At 41.6% G+C, this 12,347-nt stretch carries 11 protein-coding genes; 4 read left to right on the forward strand and 7 right to left on the reverse strand.

The genetic code is table 11. The features are described 5' to 3' along the window. The first annotated feature begins 498 nt into the window (after positions 1 to 498). Complete coding sequence (locus I8748_RS13825; RefSeq protein ID WP_198125152.1) at positions 499 to 2,919, forward strand: sucrose synthase; 2,421 nt, start codon at positions 499 to 501, stop codon at positions 2,917 to 2,919. A 166-nt stretch (positions 2,920 to 3,085) separates the two neighbouring features. Here I8748_RS13825 and I8748_RS13830 read toward each other — a convergent pair whose 3' ends face one another. Both I8748_RS13830 and cax read right to left on the reverse strand, forming a co-directional pair. Beyond that, the gene (locus tag I8748_RS13830) at positions 3,086 to 3,760 is read right to left on the reverse strand and encodes a peptidoglycan-binding domain-containing protein (RefSeq protein ID WP_198125153.1); all 675 of its coding nucleotides are present in this window, start codon (positions 3,758 to 3,760) and stop codon (positions 3,086 to 3,088) included. Between the two features lie 506 nt (positions 3,761 to 4,266). Then, complete coding sequence (gene cax, locus I8748_RS13835; protein ID WP_198125154.1) at positions 4,267 to 5,352, reverse strand: calcium/proton exchanger; 1,086 nt, start codon at positions 5,350 to 5,352, stop codon at positions 4,267 to 4,269. A gap of 490 nt (positions 5,353 to 5,842) precedes the next feature. Between cax and I8748_RS13840 the strand changes: the two genes are divergently transcribed. Then, a complete protein-coding gene (locus tag I8748_RS13840; RefSeq protein ID WP_198125155.1) occupies positions 5,843 to 8,554 on the forward strand; it encodes a DUF3536 domain-containing protein in 2,712 nt (903 codons plus the stop codon). A gap of 593 nt (positions 8,555 to 9,147) precedes the next feature. Here the strand turns inward: I8748_RS13840 and I8748_RS13845 are convergent. The 3 genes from I8748_RS13845 to I8748_RS13855 all read right to left on the reverse strand — a co-directional run bounded on the left by I8748_RS13845 (position 9,148) and on the right by I8748_RS13855 (position 10,076). Next, positions 9,148 to 9,417 carry a hypothetical protein gene (locus I8748_RS13845; RefSeq protein WP_198125156.1) on the reverse strand — a complete coding sequence of 90 codons (270 nt, stop codon included), beginning with the start codon at positions 9,415 to 9,417 and terminating at the stop codon, positions 9,148 to 9,150. A 30-nt stretch (positions 9,418 to 9,447) separates the two neighbouring features. Next, positions 9,448 to 9,693, reverse strand: coding sequence for an HNH endonuclease (locus I8748_RS13850; protein ID WP_198125157.1), 246 nt, complete (start codon positions 9,691 to 9,693; stop codon positions 9,448 to 9,450). 119 nt (positions 9,694 to 9,812) lie between these two features. Then, positions 9,813 to 10,076 (reverse strand): hypothetical protein, encoded by a 264-nt coding sequence (locus tag I8748_RS13855; RefSeq protein WP_198125158.1) that lies wholly within the window; start codon positions 10,074 to 10,076, stop codon positions 9,813 to 9,815. Between the two features lie 298 nt (positions 10,077 to 10,374). On the opposite strand from I8748_RS13855, the gene infC reads away from it, so the two are divergent. Further along, positions 10,375 to 10,842: a translation initiation factor IF-3 gene (gene infC / locus I8748_RS13860; protein ID WP_318781221.1), complete on the forward strand. Its 468-nt coding sequence runs from the start codon at positions 10,375 to 10,377 to the stop codon at positions 10,840 to 10,842. A 165-nt stretch (positions 10,843 to 11,007) separates the two neighbouring features. After that, on the forward strand, positions 11,008 to 11,334 hold the full coding sequence (gene trxA / locus I8748_RS13865) for a thioredoxin (RefSeq protein WP_198125160.1): 327 nt from the start codon (positions 11,008 to 11,010) through the stop codon (positions 11,332 to 11,334). A gap of 161 nt (positions 11,335 to 11,495) precedes the next feature. On the opposite strand, the gene I8748_RS13870 is transcribed toward trxA, so the two are convergent. Together I8748_RS13870 and I8748_RS13875 are read right to left on the reverse strand one after the other, a co-directional pair. Then, entirely contained in the window at positions 11,496 to 11,786 is a 291-nt protein-coding gene (locus I8748_RS13870) for a hypothetical protein (RefSeq protein WP_198125161.1), read from the reverse strand. A 180-nt stretch (positions 11,787 to 11,966) separates the two neighbouring features. Continuing rightward, positions 11,967 to 12,272, reverse strand: a complete 306-nt coding sequence (locus I8748_RS13875; protein WP_198125162.1) for a P-II family nitrogen regulator — start codon at positions 12,270 to 12,272, stop codon at positions 11,967 to 11,969. Positions 12,273 to 12,347: the final 75 nt, after the last annotated feature.

A 12,347-nucleotide genomic window follows, 5' to 3' on the forward strand; every position in this document is an offset into this window, starting at 1 on the left:
TGAAACACAGGTGTCGGTGTACATCTTAAATATAGCGAACTGGATTTTGTGAATCAAACTTGACTTGGCAATTCAAAATACAGCCATCTAAAAATTTTGACATCAGCCTGCCATAATTCCTTCTCCAACTAGCTTCTCGGTCAAAGATCCCCTCAATCATAAAATAAAAACTGAAGTATCAGATGATTCATAGTAAAACTCAACGCTTTTTTTATAAAAAATAAATACTTCTAAACCTTTGCAGTAAAAGCATTATAGACACTGCATTACTCAAAAGCATAGACAATTGTACCTCTTTAGTTAGAGCCTAAAATACTGAGTAACAGATACTTTAAGTAAAGAGAAACACGCGATCGCGTTACAGAAAGCGACTGCGGCAGAGAAACACAGAGAAAAATTCATCTGTGTTTATTTGCGTTTCTGTGCGATTAGACGAAAAGGTGAGAACTTATATTTTGCCTGGAAGTCAATAATGCAAAATCATCTTTAGGAGTTAACATGTCTGAATTGATCCAAGCAATCTTAGATAGTGAAGAAAAAAGTGATTTGCGTTCATTTGCCAGTGAATTACGCCAGCAAGAACAAAAGTACTTGTTGCGTAACGAGATACTGAATGTATTTAGTGAATATTGTGCTAAGTCCCAGAAGCCAGAAAATTTTTACGCTTCTTCTCAGTTGGGCAAACTAATTTACTACACTCAAGAAATTATTCAAGAAGACTCAAACCTTTGTTTCATCATCCGTCCCAAAATTGCTAGTCAAGAAGTTTATCGACTGACGGCAGACCTGACTTTTGAACCTATGACGGTACAGGAATTGCTAGATCTACGCGATCGCTTGGTGAACAAATTCCATCCCAATGAAGGTGATCTGTTAGAATTAGACTTCGGCCCGTTCTATGACTACACGCCAGTCATCCGCGACCCCAAAAATATTGGTAAGGGTGTACAGTTTCTCAACCGCTATCTATCCAGCAAAATCTTTCAAGACTCCAAACAATTGCTAGATAGCTTGTTAAATTTCTTACGCCTGCACCAATACAACGGCATCCAACTGTTACTCAACGATCGCATTAAAACACAACAGCAACTTTCCGAACAAGTTAAAAAAGCTATAGCATTTGTAAGTGGACGCCCCAGTGATGAACCCTGCGATGAATTCCGCTTTCAATTGCAAGCGATGGGTTTTGAACCAGGTTGGGGAAACACAGCCCAGCGAGTCCAAGAAACTCTTAATGTTTTAGATGAATTAATTGATTCTCCCGACCCTCAGACTCTAGAAGCCTTCATCTCTCGCGTGCCGATGATTTTTAGAATCGTCCTAGTATCAGCCCACGGTTGGTTTGGGCAAGAGGGAGTTTTGGGGCGTCCTGATACTGGCGGTCAGGTGGTTTACGTCCTTGACCAAGCGAAGAATTTAGAAAAGCAACTGCAAGAAGATGCCCAGTTAGCTGGTTTAGAAAAACTGAATGTCCAGCCAAAGGTAATTATTCTCACCCGCTTGATTCCTAATAGCGATGGTACTCTTTGTAATCAACGTTTAGAAAAAGTCCACGGCACCGAAAATGCTTGGATTTTGCGAGTACCTTTACGCGATTTCAATCCCAACATGACTCAAAACTGGATTTCCCGGTTTGAGTTTTGGCCTTATTTAGAAACCTTTGCACTTGACTCAGAAAGAGAACTGATAGCAGAATTTCATGGTAGACCAGACTTAATTGTTGGTAACTACACCGATGGTAATTTAGTGGCGTTTCTGTTAGCACGGCGGATGAAAGTTACTCAGTGCAACATTGCCCATGCTTTGGAAAAATCCAAATATTTATTCAGTAACCTCTACTGGCAAGATTTGGAAGAAAAATATCACTTTTCCTTGCAATTCACTGCTGATTTGATTGCCATGAATGCTGCTAATTTTATCATTAGCAGCACTTACCAAGAAATTGTCGGCACACCGGATAGTGTGGGACAATATGAGTCCTACAAGTGCTTCACAATGCCAGAGTTATATCATGTAACCAATGGTATTGAACTATTTAGCCCCAAGTTTAATGTTGTACCGCCTGGAGTTAACGAAAACTCTTATTTTCCCTACACCCGGACTCAAGACCGAGTAGAAAGCGATCGCGATCGTATTTCCGAAATGCTTTTTACTCTGGAAGACTCTTCCCAAATCTTTGGCAAACTCGACGATCCCAACAAACGACCTATCTTTTCAATGGCGCGTCTTGACCGGATTAAAAACCTCACAGGTTTAGCTGAATGCTTTGGTCAAAGTAAAGAATTGCAAGAGCATTGTAACTTAATTTTAGTAGCGGGTAAGTTACGTGTAGAAGAATCAGGCGATAATGAAGAACGTGATGAAATTGTCAAACTTTACCACATCATTGACGAGTACAATCTTCATGGAAAAATTCGCTGGCTGGGTGTACGCCTGTCAAAAACTGATTCTGGTGAAATTTACCGAGTAATTGCCGACCACAAAGGAATCTTTGTCCAACCAGCTTTATTTGAAGCTTTTGGTTTGACAATTTTAGAGGCAATGATTTCAGGATTACCAACTTTTGCTACACAATTCGGTGGCCCATTAGAAATTATTCAAGATAAGGTTAACGGCTTTTACATTAACCCGACTCATTTAGAAGAAACTGCGACAAAAATTCTGGAATTCGTCAGTAAGTGTGAACAAAATCCCAATTATTGGGATACAATTTCCCAAAAAGCAATTGACCGAGTTTACAGCACATACACCTGGAAAATTCACACTAATAAGCTGTTATCATTAGCGCGGATTTACGGCTTTTGGAACTTTACCTCAAAAGAAAACCGAGAAGATTTGTTGCGTTACATTGAAGCTTTGTTCTATTTAATTTATAAACCAAGAGCGCAACAACTTTTAGAACAACATAAATATCGATAGTTAGTTATTAGTCAGTGGTCAGTAGTCAGTGGTAACTAATAACCAACAACTGACCTTCGGGTGACCCTCGCAAGCTCGCTAGCGCTCTTGAAATCGGCAGTTACTCATGGAGGAGACCCCCTTTGAGCGACTGCCTCACAACTGACAACTGACAACTGACAACTAACTATTTTGTCAAAAAGTACCAAGTGTTCTGGCCTACTACACCATCCACGATTAAATTGTGCTGGTTTTGAAAGGCTTTAACAGCACTCTCTGTCAATGCCCCAAAAACTCCATCAACTCGAATGGCATAGCCATTAGCTACTAATAATCGTTGCAACACTCTCACAGCAAGACCTGAACTATTAAAACGTAAATTTGGCAGATTTGTGCTGTTTACTCTTTGAGATTTGGCAGCAAAGTTTTCTTCACTAATTTCTTGGGCTATGAACCGTTTGTTTTCAGAAAAATTTACTTGATGAGGTTTTTTAACAACATTTTCTTCACGGCTTTGTTTTGCAATCAAGCGTTGTTCATCAGAAAACTTCAACCTGACAGCTTGGAAATGCTTGAACTCAGCCAAGCTGTATAAATCTTTAGCAATAAACTTCTCTGTTTTATTCATCAGAGTGTTTCGATACTCAGGCTTAGGTTCTAATGGAGTGGCTGGAAAACTCTCATTTAGCCGTGCAAATTCAGGTGGCGTGATTTTTGCAGATGAAACTACCTGATATAATTGATTTCGTGTTAACTTTTGCACGCCATTGTCTAGCTGAATTACTGGTTGCTTGGGTAAATGAAACGGAAATGGCTGTTTTGTTATTAACACACCCGTCATCAGCAGGACAATATCGTTCATTGTATTTGATATTACTAAAACCCATATTTCCTTTGACAGAGAAATTTTTTTGATTCCGGAATGGTGTGTGCTTACAAGTTAAGAAACTGCCACAACATATGGCAATCACAAGTGATTGCTAAAGGTGGACAATTTCCTCTCTATTTACCCTGCTTAAGCTGTTAACACTAATAAACTCTAGTTAAATAAAAATTTATTCTACCCTAAGCAGTATATCTATAGATGTAGATGTGATATCATGTCCACTTAAACACTTATGCTACCTGTGGAGGTCGGGAATTGGGAATTGGATTTTACTATTAGTCATCACATCTGGCCCATTACCCATCCCCATTACCTATTACCTATTACCAGGCAAACCGACTATATCGTAAGTAATTAGCCGAACTTGATGTGATTTATATCAGTCATCAGTTAACCAAAACAAAAGCGATCGCAGTCGGTTAAACTCAAAAGCGATCGCTCGTGCAATAAAATATCGATGGTAGCGCAAGACTTTGCGCCCCCTACCCAATACCAGGGGTAACTGGTTGGAAGTAAAAAGCTAACCCAATCACTACATAAGCGGCTAAAAGTAAAGTGCCTTCTAACCAATTGGATTTACCATCAGAACTAATGCTGTTGGCAATCAACACTGACACAGCCACAGCTACTAATTCAAAAGGTTTGAAATCTAAATCCATCGGCTTACCCAACACCCACCCCGCTATCACTAAAACCGGGCCAACAAATAAAGCAATTTGCATACTTGATCCTACAGCCACAGAAAGCGATAAATCCATCTTGTCTTTCATGGCGACGGTGACTGCTGTGGCGTGTTCTGCGGCGTTACCAACGATGGGAACTAAAATCACCCCTGTAAACAATGAAGTTAAACCAAGTTGGGATGTGGCTACTTCCAAAGAATCGACTAACATTTCTGACTCCAGCGCTACCAAGAGGGTACACACTAGCAGTACACCACACCATAACCAAAGATTTGGTTTCTTGTAAGAGGTTTCGTCTGCGTCTGCTACACCCACCTCATACAAATAGGCGTGGGTTTTCATCGAAAATAGTAGTGTCAGGGCGTAGACCAGGATTAACACCACCGCTACAGCAACGGACAAATTTTGTAGGATTTGTTCACTAATTCCTATGGAAGTATAGTTCATCGCCGTGGGTAACAAAATAGCAATGACCGCCAAATTCATGGATGAAGCATTGACTCGCGCCACAATAGACTCAAATTTTTGTTCCTTGTAACGCAGTCCGCCCAAAAGCATGGAAAGACCCATGACTAAGAGTAAGTTACCGATAATTGAACCCGTGATGCTGGCTTTGACTACATCCACCAATCCGGCGTTCAAAGCAACTAAAGCTATAATTAGCTCTGTAGCATTCCCAAAAGTGGCGTTTAACAACCCCCCCAACGTCGGGCCAACGACTACAGCAATTTCTTCTGTAGCTGTACCCATCCAAGCTGCTAAAGGCAAAATTGCTAAGCCGGCTGTAATGAAAACTACCAAGTCTCCCCATTCCAAAAAGTGCGCTGCGAGGGAAACAGGGATAAAAAGCAGTAGAAAAAGGAAAAGAATGTTTTTACCAGACATTTATGACCTTGAGTTGAGGATATTCTAGCGGAGTGCTTAGGTTTTAGCACTTCAATAGAATATTCTCAACTGTCCAATAATCAATTGAGAGATTACACTGTTAATTGAACGCTACTATATATGTGAAGTAACATTGCGAATTAAGTCGCCTTTGTAATCTTTCGTAGCAAAACTATCAATTGGAGTAAAAATATTACACCAAAAATGGGGTTTAATATATTAAAAGACAATTAAATTTTTGATTGGCGCTGCCAACGAGAAAACCCCTAACTGAGACGTTGTTCAATGGCTAATCATCTCGTGCCTTTTAGGAAACGGCTGTGCGATAACGCAGATTTCCCACTCTGGTAAGACAAATTTCTCGAAGATTTGGTTGTATCCTATACCCATAGTTTTCGTATATACCGGAAATTGTGTTTAAACTTCTGTAGAAAGGTTTAAATACGGTGCTTTAGGCACCACTTAAGTTTTTTTGTTTGGATAAATATACATGACTTCTGCTGCTGAACTGCCAGCTAGTTCTGGCTCAACGCTTACATCACATATTGCTAAAGATACTCACACTAGCGATCCCCTAAAGACAGCTACAGGTGTGTATGTGACGGTACATGGACACTTTTACCAGCCGCCACGGGAAAACCCTTATCTGGACGCTATTGAACGTCAACCGAGTGCTGCACCTTTCCACGATTGGAATGAGCGGATTCACTGGGAATGCTATCGTCCGAATGCCTTTGCCAGGATCTTAAATGACCGGGGTGAAGTCGTAGGGATCGTGAATAATTACGAATATTTCAGCTTTAATATTGGCCCAACGCTGATGTCGTGGCTAGAACGTCACGATTTGGAGGTATATCAGCGAATTTTAGAGGCAGATACCAAAAGTTGCCAACGCTTGCATGGTCACGGTAACGCGATCGCGCAAGTATACAATCACATCATCATGCCGCTGGCTAACGAACGGGACAAATACACCCAAATTCGCTGGGGTAAAGAAGACTTTCGTTCCCGCTTTGGGCGCGATCCCGAAGGCATGTGGCTAGCTGAAACTGGTGTGGACTATGCAACCTTAGAAGCTCTGGTTGCCGAAGGAATTCGCTTTATTATCCTTGCACCATCTCAAGCACAACGTTGTCGTCCTTTCCCTAGTAAAAATGATCCCCAGCCACAATGGCACGAAGTCGGCGGCGCACAGATTGATCCCACCCGCCCCTATCGTTGCTATTTGCAGCCAACTCTTAGTACTGCATCTTCACCTCTGAGTTCGATTAAAGAAGGAAGTGGGGATGTTAACGATTCTCGTCCTTATATTGATATATTCTTTTACGATGGCCCCATCTCGCGGGATATGGGTTTTAGTGATGTTGTTTATAGTTCCAGTCATTTTGCAGGACGCATAGGTTCAGCAGTGCGTGGGGATCATCGTCCTGCACAGTTGATATCTGTGGCGACAGATGGCGAAACCTTTGGACACCATAAAAAAGGCACCGAAAAAACTTTAGCCTACGCCTTTACACAGGAATTTCCCCGCCACGGTTGGACAGTTACCAACTTTGCTCATTACCTCAGCTTGAACCCTCCCAGTTGGGAAGTAGAATTAAAGCCAATCACAGCTTGGAGTTGCGCCCATGGTGTTGATAGATGGCAAGATGACTGCGGCTGCGGTGGTGAAGGCAGTGTTTGGCATCAAAAATGGCGTCGTCCGCTGCGGGCTGCCTTAAATTGGTTGCGGGATCAGCTAATTGAGGTGTATGAGGAATATGGTAAGCAGTATTTCCGCGATCCCTGGCTAGCACGAGATGAATATATCCAAGTAATGCGCGATCGCTCTTCTACCAATGTTAGCCGTTTCCTCTCCCGCCATCAAACTCACAAACTGACGGCGGCCGAACAAGTAGATGCTTTGCGTCTATTGGAAATGCAACGTCACGGTTTGCTGATGTTCACTAGTTGCGGGTGGTTTTTTGAAGAACTTTCTCGTCCAGAAGGAACGCAGATTCTCCGCTACGCCGCCCGTGCTTTGGAATTGGCGGGAGATGTGGCGGGTGTACAGTTGGAAAAAGGCTTCCTCAAACGTCTGGGTTTAGCTCCCAGTAATATTGATAGCTACAAGCATGGCGGGGAAATTTATAAACAACTGGTGTTGACTGCCCAAGTAGGCTTTAAGCAAGTTGCAGCCCATTATGCCATTACTTCCCTGTTTAACAATCACAAGCCAGCAGAAACGCGCAACTTCCTATCTGTAGATACTAAGAACAAGCATCCCCAGCCTTACCAAAAACGAGTTTATTGCTACAGCGTCAATGAGTTAGATTATCAACTGCAACGCATGGGATCGCTGACTTTGGTTGTCGGGCATCTCAAGCTGGTGTCAGAGATTACCTGGGAAAGTGAACATTTAGTGTTTGCTGTGCTGCATTTGGGTGGTTGGGATTTCCACTGCTGCATTCAACAATTTACAGGACGGCGTGACTATAGCCAATTGAAAGAAAAGCTGTTTGGGGCACTGCAACAGGCGAGTGCATCACATTCTATCTTGGTGATGACACAGCTATTTGGAGAAGAAAATTTCAGCTTGCAAAATCTGTTTGCTGAGGAACGCCACCGAATTATGCGGTTGATCAGTCAGGAAACACTGACACGATTAGACCAACTGTATACTCAAGCGTACCGCGAGAACTACGGTGTGCTGATGGCATTCCATCGAGATGGGCTAGCAGTACCCCAAGAGTTGCAGGTTGCAGCGGAAATTGCTTTAGGTTATCGTTGCATGACAATATTGCGATCGCTTGAGCAAGACATCGGCGAACTACAACTGTGTTGGAATCACATTGTAGAATTAGAGGCGATCGCTACTGAAGCGAAACATTTGCATTGTCGGCTGAATATTCCTGAAGGCAAGCAGATGTTAGAACAGTTGATTTTGCGATCGCTCTGGCAATTGTTGTACGATGCTAATGGGAGTTTTCACGCAGATATCCAACTGTTGGATCGGTTAATTGATGTGGGATATCAGCTAAATCTGGGCATCTCTCTAGAGCGATCCCAAGAGCTATACTTCAGTTGTCTGCACACTCAAATTCTGCCTTTGTGTCTAACAACCCTTAGCAATGACGGAGATACTAATCAGTGTCGTCAGTTGTTAAAGTTGGGGCAAAAGTTAGCTATTGATGTTAGTGCAATTCTGAGTAAGTTGAATTAGGAGTGTCTCACCAACATGAAGACACTTACGTGTGCTGGTTCTCCCCGCCCTTGCGGGTATTGGGGGGAATCGACCTCAGACAGCTTTTGCGGCGGCTGTCGCAAAGGCACAAAAAATGACTTTTGTAATAAACCAATTTGAAAAATGATAACGACAGATGGATTTACAGAACCTAAATACAGAAGGCAATTCCCAATCCCTTCGGGTGACGCTCGCAAGCTCGCTACCGCTGCGCTAACGGCAGTCCCCCAGAGCTCCTTCTCCCAAGGGGAGACGCTACGCGAACGTCGCTAACGCTGTGCTAACGACGGAAACCGCCTTTACAGGTGACGCTCGCAAGCTCGCTAACGCTCTTGCTAACGGCAGTTGCTCCACTTGGGGAGCCACCCCCGTGGGCGGGTCTCCCGACTTGAGAGGAGTGGCGTGAAACCCCAAGACCCTTCGGGTGACGCTCCTGCGTCGCTAACGCTACGCTAACGCTAGTTGCTCCACTTGGGCAAAGCCCAAGACCGCACTGGACTCACCGCACTGCCTCACCAAGACGGGGGCTGCCGAACCAAAATCCAAAATCCAAAATGATATAAGTCTATTATTCAACCATGACGATGATGTCTATCGACAAGCCGCGTTGCATCTACGCAATGATAAGGATAAAGCCACTCACATTTAAAAAGCCCATGAGTATGCTTCTCTAAAAAAGTGCCAGCGTGGTGGTTAGGCAATATGTTGATCCCGGCTTTAGTTTTGATTTCATACAACCAGGGAAAAGCTGCTACTAAAACAGTCATTGCGAAGAAGAGGTACAGTACTATGGTTCTGAGTTTGGCTAATCTTCGGGAATTGCTGTTGACGTTTTGAGACATAGAGCTTACAGACTAACAGTAAATGTTACCCTAACTCTGAAAATATCGCCGGAAGCGAGGGTCAGTTTTATCTGTCTTCTCTTGGTTGCAGGTGAAGCAGAGAGTATGCAAGTTGCTGATATCGTTTTGACCGCCACGGGCGAGGGGGATGATATGGTCGATGGTAAGGTCAGTTTCTAAAGTTGTTTTACCACAGCTTTGGCATTGATATTTATCGCGTTGAAATACATATTTCCTTACTTCGGGAGGGATGCGAATCCGAGGAGTTTTAGTCATGAGTTTATCTAGATGTCAAGCTTAGCCACTAACTTCAGTTATAGCAACACCATCACCAGAAAAATAATTCCCTAACGCAGCAGAAATGGCTACTAAAAGCCCACTTCCTTTATTTTGCTCTATCTTAATTCCACATCTTGCTCAAAAACTAAGATAAAATCATTGACAGTTTTTTTGTACTGAAAACCATAATCTAACAAAGCTTGCTTTAAAGTTTGCAATTCAGATTCTTTGAGAAGATTTCTCTGAGGTTCTATCTCAATAGCTTCCTGATTTACTTGAAACTTGAAACAGTCTTTGAATTGCTGATAATCCCAGTTTAATTTTCTTGCTGCATTTAACTCGATAGCAGCTAATGTTTTATCAAAATCCTTCGTAACCATAAATTTGTCCTTGCATTGCCTTACCTAAATTTTAACGATCACAATCAATAAAAACTCAAGGTAACTGTTAATAAAGATTTCATCAGAAAGACAAGTTATCTTACACTTAAAAAAATCAGTCTTTTGGTAAATGACTAAAACAAACTAATAAAGTATGCCAGCAAAACTTGCTACTCAGCTCCCGTCTTCCTCAAAAAGTCGGGGAGCTAATGATAACGCTATGTTATCTTAGTAATACTTGCAAGGCAAAGTGTTGAATTATTGAGAGGAAATAACTATCGTAGTCCAAAAGCAACAAATTAACTCGCAAATCAAGTCACCTCAAGTCTTCTTGATTGATCATGAAAATAATAATCGGGGTCTAATCGACACCTATGAAGCTCTACAGTTAGCCCAAAGCGTAGACCTTGACCTAGTTGTAGTCTCCGAAGGTAAAGAAGCTCCAGTAGCAAAGATTCTCAACTATGGCAAGTTTCAGTATCAAAAGAAAAAACGCCAAGGACAAAGTGCTAGACCCACAGTCAAAGAAGTCAGGTTCCGTCCCAACGTGGGTCTAGCTGATTATAATTTACGCATTGATCAAGCGCTTGGGTGGTTAAATAAAGGCGATTCAGTGAAATTTGCTATTCGTTTACGAGGCCGAGAACATCAATATCGTGAACAAGCTGGAGAAATGCTAGAGCGCATCATCACTGATCTCAGTAAAGTAGGTAAAGTCCAGTCCCTTGATAAACGCTCACTGATTGTTCAAATTATGCCTGCTTAACATAATCTAAGCGCTATATGCAAAGCATATAGCGCTTACTGCTTGCTTTATGAGAGTATCTTTAATGAACAGCTAACTCTTTCAATTCTTGTAACTGGGGATCAAAACCTTGGAATATGAATAGTTATCTGTTGACTGCAATTTCATGATACAGGAAAATAAATAATGTCTACTGACATAGTTGCTTACGTTCAAGAAAGTGAATTTGATACTCTTTTAAGTAAAGAAAAAGTTCTAGTTGTTGACTTTACTGCTACTTGGTGTGGCCCCTGTCGTCTTGTGAGTCCGTTAATGGATCAACTTGCTAATGAATACAAAGATCGCCTTAAGGTTGTCAAGGTAGACGTGGACAACAACAAGCCGATATTCAAAAAATTCGGACTTCGCAGTATCCCAGCAGTGTTAATTTTTAAAGATGGTAAATTAGCAGAAACAATCATAGGAGTTTCTCCTTATGAGCAGTTCAGCAGCGCTGTTGAGAAGCTTCTTTAGATTGTCAAAGAGGAGTGATCATAAAAGTTCTGCTAAATTCATAAGAAACAAAATTTTTTGGGAATTTACGAATCGACAATGAATTTTATTTTTCTAACCCTCTGGTAGCAAAACTTTCAACCTTTATGTAGCGAGTGGTGACAGACTCGCTACTTATGAGCCTATTTTTCAGCAATCATCATGCTTTTCTGGATACTAGTCACACAAAAATTGATATGGGAGCGGATAGCTCGCTCATAAACTACAGTTTGCTCTGTACGTATTCCTACATTTTGATAGATCAACTGAATTTTAGGAAATTCGCACCAGTACATCAAAAAGATGTCTTTCGCAGGAGTAGTAATTTCATAATTATTCTCTTGTTTTTTCTTTTTGAGTCTACAATTATTTAGTTGCAATTTTTGTCTAAATAATTTCTCAAATTCTGGAATTATATTTGAAGTAATATTCATACTTGACTACACGTTAAAACGTGTTACTAGGGCAAACATTATCTTTTGAGGTTACTAAGGATGAAACTCTAGCTACCTGAGACTCAAGTTAGTAATATCAAAGTTTTCAGCTATTTGGCAGTTGATGAAACTCACTATAGCAACTTTATTTGGCAAGATCACTTTAGTCACAAATATTAATTAATAGAAGGCTTCTACATTGTGTCGGAAAGCAATTAAGGCGTGGTTACCTTGCTCCTCTTTCAGTCCCGAAAGGATCGCATCAGATACTTCTAATGAAACAATGGTCTTGATTTCTATATTAGTGTTGTAGCCTGCTAAGTCCGACAAGCGTCTTCCGTGTCCGCCTTCACCTTGAACTTGACTAATGGTGTAACCACTGACATTATGGCTTTTCAGCAGCTTGACAATACGGTCTTTCAACACCGTTTCACCAATGATGGTGATGAGGACAGCGGGTTTGATGGGACTGGCTGAGTTTGACATGGAGAATTCCAGAGATTGAATTGTGCCTGGTAGAGCTTAAGTTTTGGTCACGCCGTCCAAATTTTACCTTAAAAA

The organism is Amazonocrinis nigriterrae CENA67 (assembly GCF_016056305.1).
Classification (GTDB): domain Bacteria; phylum Cyanobacteriota; class Cyanobacteriia; order Cyanobacteriales; family Nostocaceae; genus Amazonocrinis; species Amazonocrinis nigriterrae.